The following is a 26,692-nucleotide window of genomic DNA, read 5'->3' as shown; positions in this document are numbered from 1 at the left end:
ACCCCATGGAGACCCTCCTCATCGTCGACGATGACGTGTCGCTGCTCGAAACCCTCACGATGCACTTCGAGGAGATCGAGCAGGACGACGGGCAGCCGCGCTACCAGGTGGTGACGGCCACCAGCGCGGCCGCGGGCCTCAAGGCCGCCCAGGAGAACATGCCCAGCGTGGTCATCCTGGACATGATGCTCCCGGACCGCACGGGCCTGGAGATCATCGAGGAGATGAAGGGCCTGTGCGGCGACGCGCGCATCATCCTCGTCACCGCCTACCACGACATGGAGACGACCATCCGGGCCATGAAGGCCGGTGCGTTCGACTACATCCACAAGCCCTTCCCGGATCCGGCCGCCCTGGACCTCGTCGTGGAGCGCGCGCTGGAGTACCGCCAGCTGTCGCGCCGCGCGGATGAAGTCCACCGCGAGAACGCCGTCGTCCGACTGGGCGACATCGTGGGCACCAGCCCCTCCATGCAGCAGCTGGTGAAGGAGATTGGCAAGGTCGCGAGCAGCACCGCGACGGTGCTGATCAACGGCGAGAGCGGCACGGGCAAGGAGCTCATCGCACGCGTCATCCACAACTACTCCTACGACGAGCCCCGGCCCTTCATCGGCATCAACTGCTCCGCCATCGTGGACACGCTGCTGGAGAGCGAGCTGTTCGGCCACGAGAAGGGCGCCTTCACCGGCGCGGTCGCAGGCAAGCCCGGCAAGTTCGAGCTGGCCGAGGACGGCACCGTCTTCCTGGATGAGATTGGCGACATGTCGCTGATGCTCCAGGCGAAGCTGTTGCGCGTGCTCCAGGAGCGCGAGTTCGAGCGGGTGGGCGGCGTCAAGCGCGTGAAGCTGCGCGCCCGCGTCATCGCCGCCACCCACCGCCACCTCGCGGACGAGGTGGACCAGGGCCGCTTCCGCGAGGACCTCTACCAGCGCCTCAAGGTCATCACCCTCGTCATCCCGCCGTTGCGTGAACGGCGCGAGGACATCCCCCCGCTCGTGAAGCACCTGCTGGAGCGCATCAACGAGAAGGTGCACAAGCGCGTCACCCGCGTGCCCCACGAGGTGATGGAGCGCCTCACGCGCCTGCCCTGGCGCGGCAACGTGCGCGAACTGGAGAACGTCCTCACCCGCGCCGTGGTGCTCGCACCCGGTGACGTGCTCCGCAACGACGACCTGCCCGCCCTGGAGGCGAACCCCTCAGGCCTGGACGCCCAGCGCGGGGGAGGACCGGGCGCCGCGGGCGGCATGTTCGCCGCCCCCGCCGTGGACGACGTGAGCCTCATCCCCACCCTGGAAGAGGCCGAACGGCAGCTCATTGCCCGGGCCATGGCCGTCACCAAGGGCCACAAGGGACGCACGTGTCAGATCCTGGGCATCAGCCGTCCAACGCTTGAACGAAAGCTTCAAAAGTTCGGTCTCGCACAGGGGCAGGGTCCACAGGTGCACCCTTATCCGGTGAAGGATGCTTCCTGACAGTGTCCCAGCCCTGACAAACCGGTGTCCCCATTTAACGTTTCGTTCAAAGTGATCAGACTGTTTGAACGTTCTGTTTCAGGTTTTGGACACAGTTGGGGGGAACAGACCGGGGTGTAGCGCTAAGTACCCGGCATTCCTCGAACTGTTCCCCCGGGAATAGTTCAAGTGCTCATGGCACGCCTCTTGGAAAGAGCAAGGTCCGTCAGCAGCAGCAGCAGCGACCAACCTTCCCCATCCCTTTCCGCCTTCCCAGGAGTCTCCCATGCACGGCTTCAACCGCCCCCTCGGCCCTATCGGTTCCAATGTCGTGGCGCCGCTGCAGGCGACGTCGTCCGGCATGATGGTGACCGCGAACAAGCTGGTCCCCGGCCAGGAGGCCATCGACTTCAAGGGGTACTTCAAGGTCGAGTCCTTCCCGCACAACTCGACCATCTACCGCCCCGGCGACACGTCTGACCGCGTGTACCTGCTGAAGTCCGGCCGCGTGCGCCTGATGCGCATTGGCAAGAACAGCACCCGTTCGGTGGTGTCCATCCTGCGCCCGGGCGACCTGTTCGGCGAGCTGTTCCGCCCGGAAGGCACGCCCATCGAGGAGATGGCCGTGGCGGCGGGCGAGGCCGAGGTGTGGAGCATCGAGGGCCGTGACTTCCGCGCCCAGCTGGAGGCCCGTCCGGCCCTGGCGGTGGACGTGGTGCGCGCCTACGCGGACCGCGTGCGCTCGCTGCGCAAGCGCGTCCTGGGCCTGACCTTCAAGGAGGTTCCGGCCCGGCTGGCGGACACCCTGCTCACGCTGGTGGAGGCGCACGGCGAGCGCTGCCCGCACGGCGGTGAGACGGACCTGCGCGGGATTACCCAGCAGGACCTGGCGGACCTGGTGGGCGCCTCGCGCTCCTTCGTGTCCACGCTCATCAACGAGATGAAGCGCGAGGGCGTGCTCGGCAACGTCGGCCGCATCCTCTGCGTGCGTGACCAGAAGGCCCTGCGCAAGCTGGCCTCCAAGGAGAAGTAATCCACACGTCCCTTCAAGGGGACCGTGACATCCAACGGGCCTGACCGCGAGAGCATCCGCGGCCGGGCCCGTGGTGTTTTCAGCGCACGGCGCTGTTCAGAACATGAAGCCCAGGCCGAACTCGGGGGTGAAGCCGAGAGGCAGCCCCAGCGGGGCCACCTCGGAGTCCAGCGCGAGGTAGCGCACCCCGCCGCGCAGCATGAGGCTGCCCAGGTGCAGCGCGAGCCCTCCGCGCGCGTCCAGTTGCTGGTAGGGCCCTGGCGTCATCTGCAGGCGCCCCTCCACGTCCAGGGGGCCCAGCAGGCACGCCTCCACGGACATGCCCAGGCTGGGGGCCACGTAGACGCGCCCGGGGGCATCCAGGGTGGAGACGCCTGCTTCCATGCGCAGGCGGAGCTCCTCCCGGACGAGGGGGGAGTACGTCACGTGCATCTCCCCCAGGGTGCGCGTGTCGCGGTACGCCGAGGTGTCCCACGTCCCCGTCAGCCGCGACATCCGCAGGTCCATGCCGAAGCGCTGGGCCTCCCAGCCGAGGTCGAAGTCCAAGCCGGTGCCGCCCCTGAGGGGTGACACCAGCAGGCCCGCGCGGAAGGAGAACGGCACGGCGTGCCGCAGCGAGTTGCGCTGGGGCGGCGCGTCCGGAGCCACACTCTCGTGGCCGTGGTGGGTGCCCGTGTTGGCGATGGCCTCCCCCATGCCCCGGAACAGCAGCTCGAAGATGGCGCCCAGGATGAAGGAGGCGGCATCGCTGGACGCGCTCGAGTTGTACTCGTAGCTGTCGTCCGTGGAGGACACCGTGGTCCTCTTGCTCTTGGACGAACGGTTCTTGTTCTCGTCGTCCTTCTTCGAATCGTCGTCCCGGTCCGAACCGATGGCGGTCGCCTCGTGGACGGGCTTCGACGATTCGGTGGAGTCCGAGCGCTTGCCGAAGCGGGCCTCGGCGGGAGGCGCGGCGAGCAGGCCCATGAGGAGCCCTCCGCCCAGTACGACCTTGGGTAACGACATGGGGTGAGCCCCCTCGATGAGGCACGGCCGGCCCGACCGTCCCTCATGGGCCGCATTCAAATCCCGGAGGCCCCTTGGGAGTCAACCGCGAGCCCGCTCGACGCTGGAAGCCGGGTCCAGGCTCCCTGCGCATCGTGCCCCCGTCCAACGGCTGTCCTCGACTGGCATCGAAGCGTGACGGGACGCGTTGAGCGCTTGCCCTCGGACGGGGGGCCGCACAGCATGCGCGACCATCGTGCCCGTCCCGACCGAGTCCCAGAGCCCGCATCGCACGTACACCGACCGCCGCGCCGCCGCCCAGGCGGACCTGACGGAGTTGGACCGCGTCAGCGCGCGGTACGCCAACCTGCGCACCGTGGCCTTCGTGGCGGCGCTGGTCATCGCAGCGCTGACACTGATGGGCCGGCTGCCCAAGCCCTGGTGGTGGGCGGCGGCCGGGGCGCTCGCCGTCTACGGCGTGCTGGCGGTGCTGCACCACCAGGTGTTCCTCAAGGAGCAGCGCGCGCGCCTCTTCGTCCTGCTCAACGAGCGCGGCCTGGCGAGGCTGGAGGGCGGCTGGCATTCCTTCACGGACACGGGTGAGCGGTTCCTCTCCCCCAACCACCTCTACGCCACGGACCTGGATGTCTTTGGCCAGGGCAGCCTCTTCCAGCTCATCAACGAGACGGCGACGCGCGCGGGTGAGGAGCGGCTGGCCGCGTGGCTGTCCTCCCCCGCCACCGCGGAGACGGTGGTGACCCGGCAGGGCGCCGCGCGCGAGCTGGCCCCGAGCGTGGACTTCCGCCAGGACCTCTGCGTGGACGCCCGCGTGGTGGCGAAGGACAAGGCGGACCCGGCCCTCTTCATCCAGTGGGCGGAAGCCGGGCCCTCGCTGGACGCCATCCGCTGGGCGCGGCCCCTGGCCATCGTGCTGCCCCTGATAACGCTCACCCTCTTCATCCTGGGCACGGTTGGCGTGATTCCAGACAGCACCGTCTGGGTGGGGCTGCTCGCACAGCTGGGCATCGCCGTGGCCACGCGCCGCACGCTGCGGCAGATGGACGAGGCCGTGGAGCGCGGCGAGCACGGCTTCGTGCGCTACGCCTCCATCTTCGAGCGCGTGGAGAAGCAGACCTTCGAGCATCCACGCCTCAAGCAACTCCAGTCCGGCCTGAGGGCGCAGAGTGGCCCGGCGGTGTCCGTGCTGTTCCAGCGCTTCAGCCGGCTGTTCTCACTCATCGAGTTCAAGCGGCACCAGTTCCACCCCCTGGTCCACTGGGTCACGCTCTGGGACATCCACGCCCTCTTCGCGCTGGAGAACTGGCGCGCCGCCCACGGCCGCGACGTGCGTCAGTGGTTCGAGGGACTCGCGGAGCTGGAGGCCCTCTGCTGCCTGGGAGGCCTGGCCCATGACCGCCCTGCCTTCACCTGGCCCGAGCTGCACGCCCAGGGCCCGAGCGTGGAGGCCACCGCGCTGGGACACCCGCTGCTGGACGCGCCCGTGCCCAACGACGTGTCCCTGCCCGGCCCGCGTCACGCGCTGCTGATTACCGGCTCCAACATGAGCGGCAAGACGACGCTGATGCGCGCGCTGGGCGCGAACGTGGTGCTGGCGCTGGCGGGCGCGCCGGTGTCCGCGGCGTCGTTCCGACTGTCTCCAGTGCAGGTGCTCACCAGCATGCGCGTGAAGGACTCGCTGGAGCGCGGCGTGTCGTACTTCCACGCGGAGGTGCTGCGGCTGAAGATGGTGCTGGACGCGGCGGCGGCGGCGAAGGGCCAGGCGCTCTTCCTGCTGGACGAAATCCTGCTGGGCACCAACACCCGCGAACGGCAGATTGCCTCACGCGAGGTGCTGCGGCTCCTGCTCGCCTCCGGCGCGTGTGGCGCGGTGACGACGCATGACTTGTCCCTGGCGGTGCTGGCGGACGAGCCGGGCTCGCACGTGGTGAACGTCCACTTCCGCGACCACCTGGAGGACGGGAAGATGGTGTTCGACTACCGGCTCCGGCAGGGGGTGGTGGACACCACCAACGCGCTGCGGGTGCTGCGCCTGGCGGGCGTCCCGGTGAACGACCCGGACGCCCCGGCCTCCTGACAGTCCACCTCGCGCCCCCTTGAAGCCACCAGGGGGCGCGAAGCGGAAGCGGATTACTTCGCCAGCTCCACCAGCGCCGCGGCACCCATGCCGCCGCCGATGCACATGCTCACCACGCCGTAGCGGCCGTCCCGGCGCTTCAGCTCGCGCAGGATGGTGGCCACCATGCGCGCACCGGACACGCCCAGCGGGTGGCCCAGGGCGATGGCGCCGCCGTTCGGGTTCACCTTGTCCTGGGGGATGCCCAGCTCACGGATGCAGTGCAGCGCCTGCGCCGCGAAGGCCTCGTTGAGCTCGAACACGCTGATGTCTTCCACCTTCAGCTTGTTGCGCTCCAGCAGCTTGCGGATGGCGGGCACCGGGCCCACGCCCATGATTTCGGGCGGCACGCCGGCGACCACGTAGTCCACGAAGTAGCCCAGCGGCTTGACGTTGAGCTCCTTCGCCTTCTCCTCGCTCATCACCACCGCGGCCGCCGCGCCGTCCGTCAGCGGCGACGCGTTGCCCGCCGTCACCACGCCCTTGGCGTTGAAGGCCGGGCGCAGCTTGGCCAGGCCCTCCACCGTCGTCTCCGGGCGCAGGATGGTGTCCACCGAGACGGTCACCTGCTTCTGGGTGCCGTCCTCGTCGAACATCGTGGTGGTGACGGGGAAGATCTCCTCCTTGAACTTCCCCTGCTCGCGGGCCGTGGCCGCGCGGCGCTGGGACTCGGCGGCGAACTTGTCCGCGTCCTCACGGGTGACGTTGTAGCGGGAGGCGATGTTCTCCGCTGTCGCGCCCATGGAGGTGTAGACCTCCGGCAGCTTCTGCATGATCTCCGGGTTGGCGGAGACCTTGTTGCCGCCCATGGGCACCATGGTCATGGACTCGGTGCCACCGGCCACGGCCACCTGCATCATGCCGGACTTGATGCCCTGCGCCGCCTGCGCCACGGACTGCACGCCGGAGGAACAGAAGCGGTTGATGGTCAGGCCCGGAACGGTGTCCGGCAGGCCGGCGAGCAGGCTCGCGTTGCGGGCCACGTTCATGCCCTGCTCCGCCTCCGGCATGGCACAGCCCATGATGACGTCCTCCACGTCCGCCGGCTTCAAGCCGGGGACCTGGGCGACGGCCTCCTTGATGGCAAGGGCCGCGAGCGTATCCGGCCGCGTGTCCTTGAACTCTCCCTTGTGGGCGCGGGTGAAGGGGGTGCGCACCGCGCTGGCAATCACGACTCGTCCGGACATTTTAGATGTCTCCCTGCCCGGACACCGTCCGGGCGTGCTTCGGAATTCGCGTCTGGAAAACCATTGGGTAAACGCCTCGCGCTAGTTGCGCAGCGGCTTGCCCTTCTCAAGCATGAACATCATGCGGTCCTGGGTCTTCTCCTCGCCGATGAGGCTCAGGAACGCTTCCATCTCCAGCTCCAGCAGCTTCTCCTCGGTCACCAGCACGGACGGGCTGGTGTCACCACCGGAGAGCACGCGCGCCAGCTTCTGGGCGATCTTCCGGTCGTGGGCGCTGATCTGATTGTTGAGCTGCATGTCGTACAGCATCATGTCGATGGTGGCCGCGCCGTTGGGGCCCGGCAGCCGGAAGCGCGTGGGACGCGGCGGGCGGAAGCCGCCGTTCGCCAGGCCCAGCACGCGCGACTTCGCGTCCGACAGGAGGAAGTCGCGGTTGCCCGTGATGCCGTCCTGCTGGGACAGGAAGCCCGTCTCGCGAGCCTCCTCCGCGCTGGTGGCGACCTTCGCCATGCCGATGGCGAGGAACACCTTCTTGAGGAAGGGCAGCGAGTCGAAGTCCTTGTCCGCCGCGTAGCCGCCGAACACGTTGCGCAGCAGCATCATGGTGCCGCCGCCGCCCGGGATGAGGCCCACGCCCACTTCCACGAGGCCCATGTACAGCTCCGCGCTGGCCTGCACCGCGTTGCCACCCATGGTGACCTCCGCGCCGCCGCCCAGCGTGAGGTTGAAGGGCGCCGTCACGACGGGCACGGGGCTGTAGCGCATGCGCTGGTTGGCCGCCTGGAACGCGGACGCCATCTTGCGGATGGAGTCGAAGTCCTCGCTCTTGGCCGCCATCAGCATGGCCATGATGTTCGCGCCGGCGGAGAAGTTGGAGCCGTCATTGCCAATGACGAGGCCCTTGAAGTTCTTCTCCGTCTCATCCAGCGCGGTGTTCATCATCGCGATGATGTCATCGTCGATGGAGTTCATCTTGGAGTGGAACTCCAAGAGCGTGACGCCGTCGCCCATGTCCCACAGCGACGCGCTGTCGTTGCCGGTGATCTTCTTGTTGCCGCGCTTGAGGTACTCCACGCGGAAGGTGCGCGCGTTCTCAGACACCTGCTTCACGGACTTGGACGGGATGTCCCAGTAGGTGTCGCGGCCGTCCTGCACGCCGTAGAAGGACGTGCGGCCCTTGGCCAGCATCTCCTCCACCCAGGCGGCGGGCTTGAGGCCCAGCGCCTTCATGCGCTCCACGCCCTTCTGGACACCGTAGGCGTCCCAGACCTCGAAGGGCCCCAGGTCCCAGCCGAAGCCCCAGCGCACGCCGCGGTCCACGTTGACCAGGTCGTCGGCGATCTCCGGGATGCGGCGGCTGGAGTACGCCAGCACGTCCAGGGTGACGCGCTCGGCGAACTTGCCGGCCTTGTCGTCCGCGTTCATCACGGACGCCACGCGCTCCTTGACGTTTTCGATGTCCTTCGCGGCGCCCAGCGAGTCGAAGCGCACCTTCGCCTGCGGCCGGTACTCCAGCGTCTTCAGGTCCAGCGCGAGGATGTCCTTGCCACCGGAGGAGCGGTCCTTCTTGTAGAAGCCGCCGCCGCTCTTGTCGCCCAGCATCTTCTTCTCCACCATCTTCTGGAGGAAGTCCGGGGCGGCGAAGACGTTGCGCTCTTCGTCGTGCGTCAGCGTGTCGTAACAGTTCTTCGCCACGTGGGTGAACGTGTCCAGGCCCACGATGTCCGCGGTGCGGAAGACGGCGGACTTGGGACGGCCCATCGCCGGGCCAAAGATCTTGTCCACCTCTTCAATGGACATCTCCGTCTTCTGCATCTCGGAGATGGTCCGCATCATCCCGTACACGCCAATGCGGTTCGCGATGAAGTTGGTGGTGTCCTTGCCGTAGACGATGCCCTTGCCGAGCACCTCTTCGCCGAACTTGTGGAGGGTCTTCACGACCTCCGCGCTCGTCTCCTGGCCGGCCACGAGCTCCAGGAGCTTCATGTAGCGCACGGGGTTGAAGAAGTGGGTGACGAGGAAGTTCTTCTTGAAGTCCGCGCCGCGGCCTTCGGTCATCCCCACGATGGAGAGGCCGGAGGTGTTGGAGGAGATGATGGCGTCCTTGCGGGCGTGCTTCTCCACCTTGGAGAACAGGGCCTGCTTGACGGCCAGGTCCTCCTTCACCACCTCGATGATCCAATCGCACTCGCCCAGGCGCGCGAGGTCGTCTTCCAGGTTGCCCACTTCAATGGCCGCGAGCACCTGCTCGGACACGATGGGGCTGGGCTTCGCCTTGCGCAGGTTCGCGATGGCGCCCTGCGAGAACTTGTTGCGGAACGCCTTGGAAGCGGTGTCCTCGCCCGGAGCAGCCTGGGGCGGAACGATGTCCAGCAACAGGGCGCGCACGCCGGAGTTGGCCAGATGCGCGGCGATGCCGCTGCCCATCACGCCAGCGCCAAGCACCGCCACTTTTCGGATCCGGGTCGTCATCGGAAATCGGCTCCCATAAAAGGAAGTAGGGGACTGCACAAATGTAGGCGATTGACCCGGAAGTCAACCGGCATTGCCGTCGGGTGTGCTCGCCAGGAGGTCGGCTCCCCGACTACAAGTCGGGCCCCATGGCTCGCCTCGACCCGCACTCGTACAACGACAGCACGCAGCCTGAGACCGAAACGCTGGACTGGAAGGCCCGCGTCGATTTCCGGACGCGCCGCCTGCACGCGGAGGCCACGCTGACGCTCAAGGAGGCGTCAGCAGGTCCCCTCGACCTGGACACCCGCGACCTGGACATCCGGGGCGTGGTGGATGCCCAGGGTCGCCCCTTGCCCTACATCCTCTCCCCTCCTGAACCCATCCTGGGCAGCCGGCTTCGGATTGAGCTGCCCGCGGGGCTGAAGCAGCTGACGGTGCGCTACCGCACGTCCCCGGAGGCGAGCGCGCTGCAGTGGCTGACGCCGTCGCAAACGGCGGGTGGGCAGCAGCCGTTCCTGTTCAGCCAGTGCCAGGCCATCCACGCGCGCAGCGTGGTGCCGCTGCAGGACACGCCGCGCATCCGCATCCGCTACCGCGCGTCCCTGCGGGTGCCCAAGCAGCTCAAGTCCGTGATGGCGGCCTCGTTCGTGGCGCGCGAGGAGCACGGCGTGGAGGCGGAGGAGCACTACGAGATGCCGCAGCCGGTGCCCCCGTACCTGCTGGCGTTCGCGGTGGGCAGCCTCACGTCCAAGGAGTTGGGGCCGCGCTCGCGGGTGTGGGCGGAGCCGGAGGCGCTGGAGGACGCGGCGGACGAGTTCGCGGGCGTGGACGACATGCTCAAGGCCGCGGAGTCGCTCTTCGGGCCGTACGACTGGGAGCGCTTCGACCTGCTGCTGATGCCGCCGTCGTTCCCCTACGGCGGCATGGAGAACCCGCGCCTGACGTTCCTCACGCCCACGCTCATCGCGGGGGACAAGAGCTTGGTGAACGTGGTGGCGCACGAGTTGGCGCACTCGTGGACGGGCAACCTGGTGACGAACGCGTCCGCGGAGCACTTCTGGCTGAACGAAGGCTTCACCGTCTTCGCGGAGCGCCGCATCCTGGAGGCGCTGGCGGGGCCGGAGGTCGCGGCGCTGCACGCGGCCCTGGGGCGCCGTTCGCTGGATGAAGCGCTGCACCACTTCCGCGCGCACCCGCAGCTCACCGCGCTGCGCACGCACCTGTCTGGCGTGGACCCGGACGAGGCCTTCTCCCAGATTCCCTACGAGAAGGGTTACCTGCTGCTGCGCGCGCTGGAGGACGCGGTGGGCCGTCCCACCTTCGACGGCTTCCTGCGCCGCTACCTGGCGAAGTACCGCTTCCAGGCGCTCACCACGGAGGAGTTCGTCCGCTTCACGGAGGCCGAGCTGCCGGGTGCCCTGGCCAAGGTGGACGCGGACGCGTACCTGAACCGGCCCGGCGTGCCGCCCAGCGCGCCCCGCCCCACCTCCGCGCGGCTGGAGGCGCTGGAGAAGCTGCGCGGCACGGTGCCTTCGCAAGCGGACACGAAGGACTGGACGCCCACCGAGTGGCAGCTCTTCCTGGAGTCCATGCCGACGGACACGTCCCAGGACGTCTTCCGGGAGCTGGACGCGAGGTTCTCGCTCACGGGCAGCCGCAACTCGGAGGTGCTGGTGGCGTGGCTGGTGGCGGCGCTGCGCGCGGGCTTCGATGCTCCGCTCGGCCGGGCCGAGGAGTTCCTCGGCGAGGTGGGCCGGATGAAGTACCTGAAGCCGCTCTACAGCGTGCTCGCCTCGTCGCGCGACCACCGCAAGGTGGCGCGCGCGGCGTTCGAGAAGAACGGGGCGAGGTACCACCCCATCGCCCGGCAGGGCGTGGAGCTCATCCTCACCCGCGCGTGAGGCGGGTTACTTGAGGGTCGCGTCCAGGCGCTTCTTGGACAGGGCCAGGTACTCCGGGTTCATGTCGATGCCCACGTAGCGGTGGCCGTGCTTCAGGGCGGCCACGCCGGTGGTGCCGCTGCCGTTGAAGGGGTCCAGGATGAGCGAGTTCTCCGGGCAGCTCGCCTCCAGGATGCGCTCCAGCAGGGCCACCGGCTTCTGCGTGGGGTGGCTGCCGAAGGCCTTCTCCTCGCCGCGCGGGGCCGTCTGCGTCCACATGCGGCCGGCGCCGTCGGCGGTGAGTTCCTCGTCACCGTTGCGCGGCAGGTTCCACACGTCGCGCATCTGCTTGCCGCCGTTCTCCGCCTTCATGCGCTGGTAGTTGAAGACGTGCTTCAGCTTGCCGCCGGATGCCGGCGAGGCCCAGATGAGCAGCTCCGTGGAGTGCGTGAAGTAGCGGCACGCCAGGTTGGGGCTCGCGTTGGGCTTGTACCAGGTGACGGTGTTGAGCAGCTTGTAGCCCAGCTTCTGCATGGCGAAGCCGGCGTTGAAGATGACGTGCTGCGTGCCGCTCACCCACAGCGTGCCGCTGGGGCGCAGCAGGCGCTGGCAGGCGGCGAGCCACTTGGTGGTGAAGGCGTGGTCCTCCTCCACTCCGCGGGACACGTCCCACTGGCCCTTCGCCACGGAGACGCGCTTGCCACCCTTGCAGGTGGTGCCTCCGTTGGAGAGGAAGTACGGCGGGTCCGCGAAGATGAGGTCGAAGGACTGCTCGGGCAGCTGGGCCATCAGCTCCAGGCTGTCGCCCTGCAGCAGCGTGTAGGCCTCCCCGCGCTTCGCGAAGACGCTGTCGTTCTGGGAGCGTCGGACAATCTTCAGGGCAGGGGCAGCAGCTTCCGCGAACATCACGCCTCCGTCTTTGGGACAGACGTCTCTGGGACGCGGCGGACTGTGCGGTCACTTGCGTGCTACGTCGAATTTCTGGCCTGTAATTGGCTGTAGCACCGAAAGCGCGCGTGAAAATTTGACGAGCGCCTGGAGCTGAAACACCGCGAGCAGGGCGGGGAGCGCCTCTGTCTTTCGAGGCTCTCCACGACCCTGCTCGTGGGGTGCTGCGGATGCTGTGGAGCCGAAGGACTACGCCTTCTCGGGCTCGGCGGCCTTGGCGCCCTTCTTGGCGGCCGGCGCGTTGTTCGCGTACTTCTTCTTGAAGCGGTCGATGCGGCCGGCCGTGTCCAGCAGCTTGTACTTGCCGGTGAAGAACGGGTGGCAGTTCGAGCAGACTTCCACGCTGAACGAGCCGCGGGTGGACTTGGTCTCGACGATGTTGCCGCACGCGCAGGTGATGCGGGAGGGCGGGTAGACCGGGTGCAGGTCGGGCTTCATGGCTACTCTCCAGTGCGCCTTGCCCCCGCCCAGGATGGGAGGGAGGTCCAGCGTTGTAGTGGGTCGGGGCTTATAGCTACCGCCCCGACCTTTCTCAAGGATGCGCGTCCGGACCGGGGGTTTCTCCTCGGGGACGGCTCCCTCGGGCCTGGCTGGTGGCCGGCTGGCGACCAGTCAGGGGGACGGGGGCTAGGTGGGGCTCGGGGTGGTGGCGGGTGGGAGGGCCTTCGCCTCGGGGGCGGCCCGCCACAGGCGCCTGGCGGTCAGGGCCATGAACACGCCCATGGTGCCGTTGAGGTACAGCCACGCGACGTGGAGGTGCTGTTTCGCGGTCCAGAACCACACCATCAGGGCCAGGTTGAGGACGTAGACGAGCGCCACCACGCCCAGCGCGGAGAGGATGCCCGCCCGCCGCTTGAAGATGAGCAGCGCGATGGTGAGGGGGTTGAGGACCGTGAACAGCTCGTTCACGACGACGAACGGCGTGGGCAGCGGGTCCGCCGGATCATTCGCGAAGAGGCCGTACTTCGCCACGACGAGGATGTGAATCAGGGAGCCCACGGAGAAGCACACGAACCAGATGGCCAGGATGATGCGGTTGGGCCACGGTGAGCCCCCGCTGGATGTTTCAACGGTCATGACTTGTCCTCCAGGGCCTCGCGCAACAGCGTGGCCACGTGCCGCACGTACGGCTCCTGCATGAGTTGATGGTGTCCCCCAGGGACGTCCTTCACGTCCAGTCCCCCCCGGACGAAGGGCTCCCAGCCGCGGTGGCGGGGCACCTCGGGGGTGGGGGTCCCTTCCGTGGCGGCGAGCAACAGCGCCGGTCCGTCGTAGGGGCCAGGCACGTAGCGGTCCATGGCGCGCAGGTTGGCCTGGTAGACGCGGAACAAGGCGCGCAATTGCTCGCGGCCCGTCGCTTCCTCCAGGAGTCCGGCCTGGACGCCCACGGCGAGGAGCGTCCCCAGCATGGCTTCGTCATCCATGCGCTCCAGGGCCTCGTTGGACACCGGCAGGGTCAGGGAGAAGGCCTGGGCCACCGTCAGGGCGAAGGCGACGCGTGTGCTGGCGTCGGGGTCTTTCCTGGGAGCGTCGCCGGGAGGCGCCCCGACGCCGGGGACGTAGGCGTCCAGCAGCGCCAGCAGCCCCACGGTCTGGCCTTGAGCGCGCAGCTGGCGGGCCATCTCGAAGGCGATGACGCCGCCGAGCGACCAGCCCGCGAGGCGGTACGGCCCTTCGGGCTGCTCCGCGCGAATGGCGGCCACGTACAGGGTGGCCATCTCCTCCACGGTCTCCACCACGGCATGGCCGGCCTGGAGGCCGCGAGCCTGGAGGCCGAAGACGGGCTGCTGGGGCCCCAGGAGCCGCGCCAGCTCCGGGTAGGCGAGCACGTTGCCGCCACCCGGGTGGACGAGGAACAGGGGCCGGAGGCCCGCGTCGCCCTTCTCCAGCGGGACGAGCGGCGACCACGTCTCCGTCTCGGCGCGAAGCAGGTTGGCCAGCTCCTCCACGGTGGGGTGCTGGAAGAGCGCGGCCAGGGGGACATCGCGGCCCAGTTGTTCGCGCAGCGCGGCCATCAGGCGGACCGCGAGCAGCGAGTGGCCTCCCAGCGCGAAGAAGCTGGTGCGCACCCCGATGGGCTTCACGCCCAGGACCTCTTCCCACACCGCCACGAGCTGGGACTCCAGCGCGTCACGGGGTGCGACGAAGTTGTCGGCCTGGGACTTGGTGACGTCCAGGTCTGGCAGGGCCTTGCGGTCCACCTTGCCGTTGGAGTTGAGCGGCAGTGCCTCCAGTACCACCACCGCTCCGGGCACCATGTACTCCGGCAGCCGTTGGCGCAGACTTGCCTTCAGCGACTCCGCTTCCAGTGTCGCGTTGGCCTTCGGGGCCACGTACGCCACGAGCCGCTTCTCCGCGCCCTCCCCCTTCGCCACCACCACCGCGTCCTTCACCGACTCCTGCTGGCGCAGTGCGGACTCCACCTCGCCCAGCTCGATGCGGAAGCCTCGCACCTTCACCTGGAAGTCCACTCGGCCCAGGTACTCCAGCACTCCATCCGCGCGGTACCGCACCCGGTCTCCCGTGCGGTACATCCGGCTGCCTTCGGGGCCGTAGACTTCCGGCAGGAACTTCTCCGCCGTCAGCTCCGGCCTCAGCAGGTAGCCGCGTGCCTGGCCTTCTCCCGCCAGGAACAGCTCGCCCGCGACGCCCACCGGCACCGGCTGCAGGTACTTGTCCAACACGTACGCACGCGTGTTGGTGAGCGGGCGACCGATGTTCGGCACCTCATTCCGCCCCACCAGCGACCACGTCGAGTACGTCGTGTCTTCCGACGGGCCGTATAGGTTGTAGACCTTCCTCACCGTGGGGATGCCGTAGACGCTCTTCGCCAACGTCTCCGGCAATGCTTCACCAGCGAGGTTGATGACCTGCACTGTCGGCGGCACCGCGTTCAGCCGCACCAACTGCGCCATCGCCGACGGCACCGTATTGATGAGCGTGACGTCCACCTCCGGCTTCTCCTCCACCAGATGCAGGGCGTTGCGTACCACCACCACGCTGCCGCCTCGCACCAGCGGCGCGAAGAGTTCGAACACCGAGAGGTCGAAGTTCAGGCTCGTTGCCGCAAGTACTGCCTTCGTCTCTTCTTCGGTGAACGTCTCCGTCGCCCACGACAGGAAGGCCGCCGCGTTCCGGTGTGTCACCGCCACGCCCTTCGGACGGCCCGTGCTTCCCGACGTGTAGATGAGGTACGCCACGTTCTCCGGACGCAGACCTGCTTCCGGTGCTTCCTTCGGCTCCATGACCAACGTCGCATCCGTGTCCAGGCAGACCGCCTGCGCGCTGACGGCAGGCAACGACTCCAACAGGTGCGAGTGCGCGACCAACGCCGGGCCTTGCGCATCCTCCAGCAGCCAGCCCAGTCGCTCCTTCGGGTAGCTCGGATCCAACGGTACGTACGCGCCGCCGGCCTTGAGGATGCCCAGCGTCCCCACCACCACGTCCGCCGTGCGCTCCACGCACAGGCCTACTCGAGACTCGGGGCCCACTCCCAGCTTGCGCAGCCGGTGTGCCAGCTGGTTCGCCTTCTCCTCCACCTCCCGGTACGTCAGTTGCTGCTTGCCGCTCACCACCGCCACGGCATCCGGCGTGCGCTTCGCTTGTGCCTCGAAGAGCTGGGGAATCGTCGCGGCGCGGTCGTACTCCGCCTGCCGCTGGTTCCACGTCACCAGCACCTGCTGGCGCTCCGCCGGAGTGAGTAGGGGCAACTGGCCCACCGCTGTTTCCGGCTTCGCCACCACGCCTTCCAGCAGCATGTGCAGGTGCTCCACCATCCGGCGCACCGTCGCTGCTTCGAACAGGTCGGTGCTGTATTCCAGCGTTCCGCTCAGGCCCTCCGCGGTCTCCACGAAGAAGACGCTCAGGTCGAACTTCGACGTTCCGCCCGCGATCTCCACGGGCCTGAGCGTCATGCCGGGCAGCCGGGCTTCACCGACGGGCACGTTCTGGAGCGCCAGCAGCGTCTGGAACAGCGGCGTGTGGCTGCGGCTGCGCTCGGGCTGGAGCGCCTCCACCAGCTTCTCGAACGGCACCTCCTGGTGTTCCTGCGCCTCCAGGACCGTCTCACGCACCTGCTGGAGCAGGCCCCGGAAGCTGGGGTCTCCGGACAGGTCCGTGCGCAGCACCAGCGTGTTGACGAAGAAGCCGATGAGGCCCTCCACCTCCGCGCGTGTGCGACCCGCGATGGGCGAACCCACGCTGATGTCCTGCTGGCCGCTGTAGCGCGACAGCAGGACCTGCCAACCCGCCAGCAGCACCATGTACAGCGAGGCCCCTTCACGCTGCGCGAGGCCACGGAGGCCCTGGGCTAGCGATTGCGGCCAGAGGAAGTTCTGGGTCGCTCCCGCGGTTCCTCGCACCGCGGGACGCGGACGGTCCGTGGGCAACTCCAGCACTGGCGGCGCACCGGAGAGCTTCTGCTTCCAGTAGTCCACCTCCCGCTGGAGCGTCGCGCCCTGCAACCCGCCGCGCTGCCAGGCCGCGTAGTCCGCGTACTGCACGGGCAGCTCCGGCAGCGGCGAGGGCTGGCCCTGCACGAACGCCGCGTAGAGCGCGCCGACCTCGCGGACCAACACGCCGAGCGACCATCCGTCCGAGACGATGTGGTGCATCGTGACGACGAGCACGTGCTCGCGCGCGTCGAGTTTCAGCAGGAGCGCTCGGAGGAGCGGGCCGCGTGCGAGTTCGAAGGGCCTCAGCACCTCTTGCTCCACACGCTTGCGAAGAGCGGCGGTGTTCGACGTCAGGTCATCCACCGCCAGCGTGAAGGCGCTATCGGACGTGGTCCGTTGCTCCGGCTCGGGGTTGCCCGCGACGAACGTTGTCCGCAGGGCCTCGTGACGGCGCACGACCTCACGCAGGGCCCGGTCCAGGACCTCCACGTTCAGGTCGCCTTCCAGCCGTACCGCGATGGGTACGTTGTAGAGCGCCGTGCCCGGCTCCAGCTGATCGATGAACCACAGGCGCTGCTGCGCGAACGACAGTGGCAGCGCTGCGTCTCGTGACACGGGCACGAGGGCCGGTGCCTTCGCGCGTCCGGCCTTCTCCAGCCGCCGGGCGAGAGCTTCCACCGTGGGCGCTTCGAACAACGCGCGCAGCGGCAACTCCGATCCCGTCTCCGCGCGCACCCGCGACACCACCTGTGTCGCGAGCAGCGAGTGGCCACCCAGCGCGAAGAAGTCGTCCTTCACGCCCACCTGGGGGACTCGCAGCACTTCCGCCCAGATGGACGCCAGCTTCGCTTCCACTTCCGTGCGGGGCGCTTCGTACGTGTTGCCGGACTTCTGGGCCTCTGGCTCCGGCAGGGCCTTGCGGTCCACCTTGCCGTTGGAGTTGAGCGGCAGTGCCTCCAGCACCACCACCGCTCCGGGCACCATGTACTCCGGCAAGCGCTGACGCAGGCTCGCCTTCAGTGCCTCCGCTTCCAGTGTCGCGCCTGCCTTCGGCGCCACGTACGCCACGAGCCGCTTCTCCGCGCCCTCCCCCTTCGCCACCACCACTGCGTCCTTCACCGTCTCCTGCTGGCGCAGTGCGGACTCCACTTCGCCCAGCTCGATGCGGAAGCCTCGCACCTTCACCTGGAAGTCCACTCGGCCCAGGTACTCCAGCACGCCGTCCGCCCGGTACCGCACCCGGTCTCCCGTGCGGTACATGCGGCTGCCTTCCGGGCCGTACACCTCTGGCAGGAACTTCTCCGCCGTCAACTCCGGCCTCAGCAGGTAGCCGCGCGCCTGGCCTTCGCCCGCCAGGAACAACTCGCCCGCCACGCCCACCGGTACCGGCTGCAGGTACTTGTCCAGCACGTACGCCCGCGTGTTGGTGAGCGGCCGGCCGATGTTCGGCACCTCTCCGCGCCCCACCAGCGACCACGTCGAGTACGTCGTGTCTTCCGACGGCCCGTACAGGTTGTAGAGCTTCCTCACCGTGGGGATGCCGTAGACGCTCTTCGCCAACGTCTCCGGCAGTGCTTCGCCAGCGAGGTTGATGACCTGCACCGAGGGCGGCACGGCGTTGAGCCGCACCAACTGCGCCATCGCCGACGGCACCGTGTTGATGAGCGTCACCTCCGCCTCCGGCTTCTCCTCCACCAGATGCAGGGCATTGCGCACCACCACCACGCTGCCGCCCCTCACCAGCGGCGCGAAGAGTTCGAACACCGAGAGGTCGAAGTTCAGGCTCGTCGCCGCGAGCACCGCCTTCGTCTCCTCCTCCGTGAACGTCTCCGTTGCCCACGCCAGGAAGGCCGCCGCGTTCCGGTGCGTCACCGCCACGCCCTTCGGGCGGCCTGTGCTTCCTGACGTGTAGATGAGGTACGCCACGTTCTCCGGGCGCACCTCCGGCGTCGGCGGGCAGCAGGACTCTTCCGCCCACTCTTCTTCACGGTCCAGGCACACCGCCTTCGCGCTGAAGGCGGGCAGCGACTCCAGCAGGTGCGAGTGCGCCACCAACGCTGGGCCCTGTGCGTCCTCCAGCAGCCAGCCCAGTCGCTCCTTCGGATAGCTCGGATCCAGCGGCACGTAGGCGCCGCCCGCCTTGAGGATGCCCAGCGTTCCCACCACGACGTCCGTCGTGCGCTCCACGCACAGGCCCACTCGGGACTCGGGGCCCACTCCCAGCTTGCGCAGCCGGTGCGCCAACTGGTTCGCCTTCGCCTCCACCTCCCGGTACGTCAGCCGCTGCTTGCCGCTCACCACCGCCACGGCATCCGGCGTGCGCTTCGCCTGCGCCTCGAAGAGCGCCGGAATCGTCGCGTCCCGGCCGTACTCCGCCTGCTGCTGGTTCCACGTCACCAGCACTTGCTGACGCTCCACGGGCGTGAGCAGGGACAGCCGTCCCACCGCTGCGTCCGGCTTTGACACCACGCCTTCCAGCAGCATGCGCAGGTGCTCCACCATCCGGCGCATCGTCGTCGCTTCGAACAGGTCGGTGCTGTACTCCACCGCTCCGGCCAGCCCGTCCGGCGTCTCCGTGAAGAAGAGGCTCAGGTCGAACTTCGACGTGCGGCCCTCGAGACTCATGGGCTTGAGCACCAGCCCTGGGAGATGAGACTCCTCGTTGGGCACGTTCTGGAGCGACATCAACGTCTGGAACAGCGGCGTGTGGCTCAGGCTGCGCTCCGGATGCAGCGCTTCCACCAGCTTCTCGAACGGCACGTCCTGGTGCTCGTACGCCCCCAGCACCATCTCCCGCACCTGCGCGAGCAGCGCGCGGAAAGACACCTCTCCATCGACCTGGGTGCGCAGCACCAGCGTGTTGACGAAGAAGCCGATGAGGCCCTCCACCTCCGCGCGCGTGCGTCCCGCGATGGGCGAACCCACGCTGATGTCCGCCTGCCCCGAGTAGCGCGACAGCAGCACCTGCCACCCGGCCAGCAGCACCATGAACAGCGACGCGCCTTCACTTCGAGCCAGTGCGCCCAACCGCTGGGACAGCTCCAGCGGCAGCATGAAGCCCAGCGTCGAGCCGGCGTTCGTGCGCACCGCCGGACGCGGACGGTCCGTCGGCAACTCCAGCACCGGCGGTGCTCCCGTCAGCGACTGCTTCCAGTAGTCCACCTCGCGCGCCAGGGTTTCATCCCTCAGCCAGTCGCGCTGCCAGGCCGCGTAGTCCGCGTACTGCACCGGCAGCGGCGGCAGTGCCAACGCCAGGCCGCTCGCCCGCGCGGTGTACAGCGCCCCCAGCTCGCGGAGCAGAACGCCCACGGACCAGCCGTCCGACACGGCGTGGTGCATCGTGATCACGAGCAGGTGGTCGCGTGCATCCATGCGCACCATCAGCGCCCGCAGGAGCGGTCCACGCATCAGGTCGAAGGGCTTCGCCAACTCCTCCAGTACCCGCTGACGGGCCACGTCCTCCCGCTCGGGGCCGGAACCCGTCAGGTCCATGATGTTCAACGGCACGTCCACGGACGCGTGGATGCGCTGGACGGGCTGACCTGATTCCTCCTCGAACGTCGTGCGCAGGGCTTCGTGCCGTTGCACGACCTCCCGCAGGGCCTGCTCCAGCGCCGCGGCGTCCAGGTCTCCTTCCAACCGCACCACGGTGGGCACGTTGTAGAGCGGGCTGCCCGGCTCCAGCTGGTCGATGAACCACAACCGCTGCTGCGCGAAGGACAGCGGCAGCGACGCCGGACGCGCTCCGGCGCTCAGCGTGGGCACGCCGGAGCGCCCCAGTTGCTCGATCCTCTGCGCCAGCGTCTCCACCGTGGGCGCTTCGAACAGCAGGCGCAGCGGCATCTCCACGCCCAGCGACGTGCGGATGCGCGACACCACCTGCGTCGCCAGCAGCGAGTGTCCGCCCAGCGCGAAGAAGTTGTCCTTCACGCCCACGCGCTGCAGGCGCAGCACCTCCGCCCAGATGGACGCGAGCTTCGCCTCCGTCACGGTGCGCGGGGCCACGTAGGCGTCGCCCCCTCGGGCGGCCTCCGGCTCCGGTAGCGCCCTGCGGTCCACCTTGCCGTTCGCGTTGAGCGGCAGGGCGTCCAGCACCATCAGCGCCCCCGGCACCATGTACTCGGGCATCCCCTGGCGCAGGCCCGTGCGCAGCGTGTCCACGTCCAGCGCGTGGCCTTCCTTCGCCACGACGTAGCCCACCAGCCGCTTGTCGGCGCCGTCGCCCCGCACCAGCACCACGGCCTCGCTCACGCCCGGCTGCCGCGCCAGCGCGGTTTCGACCTCGCCCAGTTCGATGCGGAAGCCGCGCACCTTCACCTGGGAGTCCAGGCGGCCGATGAAGTCCAGCTGTCCGTCCGCACGCCAGCGCACGACGTCGCCCGTCCGGTAGAGCCGGGCGCCCGCTTCACCCGAGAAGGCGTCCGGCACGAAGCGCTCGGCGGTGAGTCCCGGACGTCCCGCGTAGCCACGCGCCACGCCCACGCCGCCGATGTGCAACTCGCCGCGCACGCCCATGGGCACCAGCTGCCCGTGCGGGTCCAATACGTAGACGCGCACGTTCGCCAGCGGCTTGCCGATGGACGGCACGTTTCCATCCGCCACCACCTCGCCCAGCGTGGCGATGACGGTGGCTTCCGTCGGGCCGTACGTATTGAGCAGGCGCCGACCCGGAGCCCACCGCGCGGCGACTTCCGCGGGCAAGGCCTCACCACCGGAGATGACGGTGCGCACATTGGGGAGCCCCTCGGAGGAGGTGGCCGCCAGCGCCGCGGGGGTGAGGCTGACGACGCTCAACTCCTGCTCACGCAGCAGCACGGGCAGCGGCGCGCCCGGCATCAGCTTCTCCAGCGGCGCGAGCACCAGCGTGGCGCCGTTGCAGAGCGTGGTGAAGATCTCCTCCACGGACAGGTCGAAGCTGAGGCTGGCGAACTGAAGCACGCGGCTGCCAGGGCCAATGCCGTATGCCACCGCTTCGTGGGTGACCAGGTTGGCCACGCCGCGGTGCTCCACCGCCGTGCCCTTCGGCGTCCCCGTGCTGCCCGAGGTGTAGAGCAGGTACGCCATGTTCGCGGGTGTCACGCCCGTCACGGGCGCATCCGTCGGCTCCTCGGCCAGCGATTCGCGCTCGGTGTCCAAGCAGAGCGAGCGCGCATGCAGGGCCTCCGGGAAACGGGCCACTAGTGGCTGCTGGGTGACGAGCACCTGCGCCGCACTGTCCTCCAACATGAACGACAGGCGCTCACGGGGCAGGAGCGGATCCACGGGCACCCAGGCGCCACCGGCCTTCAGGATGCCGAGCAGGCCGATGACGATGTCGAGGGAGCGCTCGACGCTGAGCGCGACGCGGACCTCCGGGCCCACGCCACGACGGCGCAGGGCGTGGGCGAGCTGATTGGCGTGCGCGTCGAGCTGCGCGTACGTCAGTTGCGTTCCCTCGAAGACAGCCGCCACGGCCTCTGGCGCGCGACGGACCTGCGCCTCGAAGAGCGCATGCAGGCAGGACTCGGGGAAGGGCGCGCGCGTGGCGTTCCACTCCACCAGCATTTCGCGGCGCTCGGGGCCGGTCAGCAGGGGCAGTCGGGCCACTCGCGTGTCAGGGCGCGCGACCGCGCCTTCGAGCAGCGTGTGCAGGTGCGTGACCATCCGCTGGACGGTGCCCGCGTCGAACAGCTCCGTGCTGTACTCCATCGTGCCGGAGAGGCCCTGAGGCAGATCCATGAACGACACGCTCAGGTCGAACTGCGCGATGGGGCTCTCCACGTTCACCGGCTGGAGCACCACGTCCGGCAGCCGCAGCTCGCCCATCGGCATGTTCTGGAGGGCGAGCATCGTCTGGAACAGCGGCGTGTGGCTGCGGCTGCGCTCGGGCTGGAGGACCTCCACCAGCTTCTCGAACGGGACCTCCTGGTGCTCATACGCATCCAGCACCGTTTCACGCACCTGAGCGAGCAACTGCCGGAAGGACAGGGCGCCGTCCACGTTCGCGCGCAGCACGAGCGTGTTGACGAAGAAGCCGATGAGCCCCTCCAGCTCCGCGCGCATGCGGCCCGCGATGGGGGAACCCACGCTGATGTCCTGCTGGCCGCTGTAGCGAGCCATCAGCACCTGCCACCCTGACAGCAGCACCATGTACAGCGAGGCCCCTTCTCGCTGGGCCAGCGCCTTGAGCGCTCCCGTCAACGACCGGGGCAGGGTGAAGGCGTACTTCGCGCCCGCGATGCCCCGCTCGGGCGGACGCGGGCGGTCCGTGGGCAGCTCCAGCACCGGCGGCGCGCCGGCGAGCTTCCGCTTCCAGTAGTCCACCTGCCGCGCGAGGACTTCTCCCTGGAGCCGGCCGCGTTGCCAGGACGCGTAGCGCGCGTACTGCACGGGCAGCTCGGGCAGGGGGGACGGCTGCCCCGAGGAGAAGGCCGCGTAGAGCGCGCCCACCTCGCGGATCAACACGCCCAGCGACCAGCCGTCCGACACGATGTGGTGCATCGTCACCACGAGGACGCTCTCGCGCCCCCCAAGCGTGAACAGCCGGGTGCGGATCAACGGCCCACGGCCCAGGTCGAAGGGACGGAGCATCTCCTGCTCCACCTGCCGGCGGGCCTCCGTCTCGCGGCGAGCTTCGTCGACGGAACGCAGGTCCTCCCGGCCCAGTTCCAGCGACAGGGTGGGCTGGATGACCTGGATGGCCTGACCGCCGCGTTCCTCGAAGGTGGTCCGCAGGGCTTCGTGACGGCGCACGACCTCGTTCAGGGCCCGCTCCAGGGCCGCGACATCCAGCGAGCCCACCAGCCGAACCGCCACGGGCAGGTTGTAGAGCGCCGTTCCGGGCTCCAGCTGGTCGATGAACCAGAGCCGCTGCTGCGCGAACGACAGCGGCGGCGTCGTGCCCATCAACGAGTCGCCCGGCATCGAGCTCTGGCCGCGGCCCGCCGTCCCCATCCGTTGGGCCAGGGCCTCGAGCGTGGGAGCCTCGAACAACGCGCGCAGCGGCAACTCCACGCCGGTCTCCGTGCGGATGCGCGACACCACCTGCGTCACCAGCAGCGAGTGGCCTCCGAGCGCGAAGAAGTCGTCCTTCACGCCCACCTGGGGGACTCGCAGCACTTCCGCCCAGATGGCCGCCAGCTTCGCTTCCGTCTCCGTGCGCGGGGCCACGTACGCGCGGGTGGAGGTCGGTGCCTCCGGCTCCGGCAGGGCCTTGCGGTCCACCTTGCCGTTGGAGTTGAGCGGCAGTGCCTCCAGCACCACCACTGCTCCGGGCACCATGTACTCCGGCAGCCGCTGGCGCAGACTTGCCCTCAGCGCCTCCGCTTCCAGCGTCGCGCCTGCCTTCGGGGCCACGTACGCCACAAGCCGCTTCTCCGCGCCCTCCCCCTTCGCCACCACGACGGCTTCCTTCACCGTCTCCTGCTGGCGCAGTGCGGACTCCACTTCGCCCAGCTCGATGCGGAAGCCGCGCACCTTCACCTGGAAGTCCACTCGGCCCAGGTACTCCAGCACTCCATCCGCGCGGTACCGCACCCGGTCTCCCGTGCGGTACATGCGGCTGCCTTCCGGGCCGTAGACTTCCGGCAGGAACTTCTCCGCCGTCAACTCCGGCCTCAGCAGGTAGCCGCGTGCCTGGCCTTCTCCCGCCAGGAACAGCTCGCCCGCCACGCCCACCGGCACCGGCTGCAGATACTTGTCCAGCACGTACGCCCGCGTGTTGGTGAGCGGGCGGCCGATGTTCGGCACCTCATTCCGCCCCACCAGCGACCACGTCGAGTACGTCGTGTCTTCCGACGGGCCATACAGGTTGTAGAGCTTCTGAACCGTGGGGATGCCGTAGACGCCCTTCGCCAACGTCTCCGGCAACGCTTCACCGGCGAGGTTGATGACTTGCACCGACGGCGGCACTGCATTCAGCCGAACCAACTGCGCCATCGCCGACGGCACCGTGTTGATGAGCGTGACCTCCGCCTCCGGCTTCTCCTCCGCCAGGTGCAGGGCGTTGCGCACCACCACCACGCTGCCACCCCTCACCAACGGAGCGAACAGCTCGAACACTGAGAGGTCGAAGTTCAGGCTCGTCGCCGCGAGCACTGCCTTCGTCTCTTCTTCGGTGAACGTCTCTGTCGCCCACGCGAGGAAGGCCACCGCGTTCCGGTGCGTCACCGCGACGCCCTTCGGACGGCCCGTGCTTCCCGACGTGTAGATGAGGTACGCCACGTTTTCAGGACGGGGCCCTGCATCTGGCGCCTCGGTCGGCTCCGTGGCCAACGTCGCGTCCGTGTCCAGGCACACCGCCTGCGCACTGAATGCGGGCAACGACTCCAGCAGGTGCGAGTGCGCCACCAGCGCCGGGCCCTGCGCGTCCTCCAGCAGCCAGCCCAGTCGCTCCTTCGGGTAGCTCGGATCCAACGGCACGTAGGCGCCGCCGGCCTTGAGGATGCCCAGCGTCCCCACCACGACGTCCGCCGTGCGCTCCACGCACAGGCCTACTCGCGACTCCGGGCCCACTCCCAGCTTGCGCAGCCGGTGTGCCAACTGGTTCGCCTTCGCCTCCACCTCCCGGTACGTCAGCCGCTGATTGCCGCTCACGACTGCCACGGCATCCGGCGTTCGCTTCGCCTGCGCCTCGAAGAGCGCCGGAATCGTCGCGTCCCGGTCGTACTCCGCCTGCTGCTGGTTCCACGTCACCAACACCTGCTGACGCTCCGCCTCCGTCAGAATGGGCAGCCGGCCCACTGCCTCCTCCGGATTCGCCACCACGCCTTCCAGCAGCATGCGCAGGTGCTCCACCATCCGGCGCATCGTCGTCACTTCGAACAGGTCGGTGCTGTACTCCACCGCGCCCGTCAGCCCGTCTGGCGTCTCCGTGAAGAAGAGGCTCAGGTCGAACTTCGACGTGCGGCCTTCGTAGGGCACGGGCTTGAGCACCAGGCCGGGGAGTCTGGACTCCTCGACAGGCACGTTCTGGAGCGACATCGACGTCTGGAACAGCGGCGTGTGGCTCAGGCTGCGCTCGGGCTGCAGTGCCTCCACCAGTTTTTCGAAGGGCACGTCCTGGTGCTCGTACGCGCCCAGCACCGTGCCCCTCACCTGCTTCAGCAGCTCACGGAAGGACGCCTCTCCGTAGACCTGGGCGCGCAGCACCAGCGTGTTGACGAAGAAGCCGATGAGGCCCTCCACCTCCGCGCGCGTGCGGCCCGCGATGGGGGAACCCACGCTGATGTCCTGCTGCCCTGAGTAGCGCGACAGCAGCACCTGCCACCCGGCCAGCAGCGCCATGAACAGCGAGGCGCCCTCTTGCTGGGCCAGCGTGTTCAGCTTCCGGGACAGGTCCAGCGGCAGCATGAAGCCCAGCGTCGTGCCGGCGTTGGTGCGCACCGCCGGACGCGGACGGTCCGTCGGCAGCTCCAGCACCGGCGGCGCTCCCATCAGCGACTGCTTCCAGTAGTCCACCTCGTGCGCCAGGGCCTCATCCCGCAGCCAGTCACGCTGCCAGGCCGCGTAGTCTCCGTACTGCACGGGCAGCTCGGGCAGGGGTGACGGCTGCCCCGCTGAGAAGGCTGCGTACAGCGCGCCCACTTCGCGGATCAACACGCCCAACGACCAGCCGTCCGACACGATGTGGTGCATCGAGACGACCAGCGCGTGCTCCCGATTGCCCAACTTCAGCAGGAGCGCTCGAAGCAGCGGACCGCGCGACAGGTCGAACGGCTTCAACATCTCCTGTTCGATCCGCTGCCGTGCATCCGCCTCGGACACCTCCACCCGCTCCAGGTGCAGGGCCATGTCCGAATGGATGACCTGGATGGGCTGACCGTCCTGCACCTCGAAGGTCGTGCGCAGGGCCTCGTGACGAATCACGACCTCACGCAGGGCGCGCTCCAGGACGCCCACGTCCAGGTCACCCTCCAGCCGCAGTGTCACGGGCATGTTGTAGAGCGCGGTGCCCGGCTCCAGCTGGTCGATGAACCACAACCGCTGCTGCGCGAACGACAGCGGCCGTGCGGCGGCCCCCAGCCTGCGCGTCATCGCTGTCTTGCTAGAGAACGCGGCTTTCTCCAGCTGATGGGCGAGCGACTCCACCGTGCGCGATTCGAACAGCGCGCGCAGCGGCAGCTCCGCGCCCATCTCCGCGCGCACTCGCGACACCACCTGTGTCGCCAGCAGGGAGTGGCCACCCAGCGCGAAGAAGTCGTCCTTCACGCCCACCTGGGGCACCCGCAGCACCTCCGCCCAGATGGC

General features: G+C 68.7%; 11 protein-coding genes (1 of these 11 running past the window's edge). 4 read left to right on the top strand and 7 right to left on the bottom strand.

Translation table 11 applies throughout. The features are described from left to right. Positions 1–5 precede the first annotated feature (5 nt). A complete protein-coding gene (locus tag GTZ93_RS19135; RefSeq protein WP_139919696.1) occupies positions 6–1,472 on the top strand; it encodes a sigma-54-dependent transcriptional regulator in 1,467 nt (488 codons plus the stop codon). Between the two features lie 265 nt (positions 1,473–1,737). Further along, entirely contained in the window at positions 1,738–2,484 is a 747-nt protein-coding gene (gene mrpC / locus GTZ93_RS19130) for a Crp/Fnr family transcriptional regulator MrpC (protein ID WP_014395195.1), read from the top strand. Between the two features lie 96 nt (positions 2,485–2,580). Here the strand turns inward: mrpC and GTZ93_RS19125 are convergent, their stop codons facing one another. Further along, complete coding sequence (locus GTZ93_RS19125; RefSeq protein WP_139919695.1) at positions 2,581–3,489, bottom strand: hypothetical protein; 909 nt, start codon at positions 3,487–3,489, stop codon at positions 2,581–2,583. A 235-nt stretch (positions 3,490–3,724) separates the two neighbouring features. On the opposite strand from GTZ93_RS19125, the gene GTZ93_RS19120 reads away from it, so the two are divergent. Continuing rightward, positions 3,725–5,563 carry a MutS-related protein gene (locus GTZ93_RS19120; protein ID WP_139919694.1) on the top strand — a complete coding sequence of 613 codons (1,839 nt, stop codon included), beginning with the start codon at positions 3,725–3,727 and terminating at the stop codon, positions 5,561–5,563. A gap of 53 nt (positions 5,564–5,616) precedes the next feature. Here GTZ93_RS19120 and GTZ93_RS19115 read toward each other — a convergent pair whose 3' ends face one another. After that, complete coding sequence (locus GTZ93_RS19115; RefSeq protein WP_139919693.1) at positions 5,617–6,789, bottom strand: thiolase family protein; 1,173 nt, start codon at positions 6,787–6,789, stop codon at positions 5,617–5,619. An 81-nt stretch (positions 6,790–6,870) separates the two neighbouring features. Beyond that, positions 6,871–9,261 (bottom strand): 3-hydroxyacyl-CoA dehydrogenase/enoyl-CoA hydratase family protein, encoded by a 2,391-nt coding sequence (locus GTZ93_RS19110; protein WP_139919692.1) that lies wholly within the window; start codon positions 9,259–9,261, stop codon positions 6,871–6,873. A 128-nt stretch (positions 9,262–9,389) separates the two neighbouring features. On the opposite strand from GTZ93_RS19110, the gene GTZ93_RS19105 reads away from it, so the two are divergent. Continuing rightward, positions 9,390–11,144, top strand: coding sequence for a M1 family metallopeptidase (locus tag GTZ93_RS19105; protein ID WP_139919691.1), 1,755 nt, complete (start codon positions 9,390–9,392; stop codon positions 11,142–11,144). A 6-nt stretch (positions 11,145–11,150) separates the two neighbouring features. Here the strand turns inward: GTZ93_RS19105 and GTZ93_RS19100 are convergent, their stop codons facing one another. From GTZ93_RS19100 to GTZ93_RS19085, 4 genes are all read right to left on the bottom strand, one after another. After that, positions 11,151–12,029 carry a DNA-methyltransferase gene (locus tag GTZ93_RS19100; RefSeq protein WP_120580810.1) on the bottom strand — a complete coding sequence of 293 codons (879 nt, stop codon included), beginning with the start codon at positions 12,027–12,029 and terminating at the stop codon, positions 11,151–11,153. A 231-nt stretch (positions 12,030–12,260) separates the two neighbouring features. Next, complete coding sequence (gene rpmE, locus GTZ93_RS19095; RefSeq protein WP_120580811.1) at positions 12,261–12,509, bottom strand: 50S ribosomal protein L31; 249 nt, start codon at positions 12,507–12,509, stop codon at positions 12,261–12,263. Between the two features lie 189 nt (positions 12,510–12,698). After that, entirely contained in the window at positions 12,699–13,148 is a 450-nt protein-coding gene (locus tag GTZ93_RS19090; RefSeq protein ID WP_161662916.1) for a hypothetical protein, read from the bottom strand. After that, positions 13,145–26,692 carry the end of a non-ribosomal peptide synthetase gene (locus tag GTZ93_RS19085; RefSeq protein ID WP_161662915.1) on the bottom strand. The gene runs 15,678 nt beyond the window's last position, so 13,548 of the gene's 29,226 nt are visible here — the last part of the coding sequence; its start codon lies off the right edge, out of view; the stop codon is at positions 13,145–13,147. Before GTZ93_RS19085 ends, GTZ93_RS19090 begins: the two co-directional genes overlap by 4 nt.

The sequence above is a fragment of the Corallococcus exiguus genome (assembly GCF_009909105.1).
GTDB classification, from domain to species: domain Bacteria; phylum Myxococcota; class Myxococcia; order Myxococcales; family Myxococcaceae; genus Corallococcus; species Corallococcus exiguus.
Note: the sequence above shows the minus strand (reverse complement) of the source record. Positions and strands in the feature narration are given on the sequence as shown.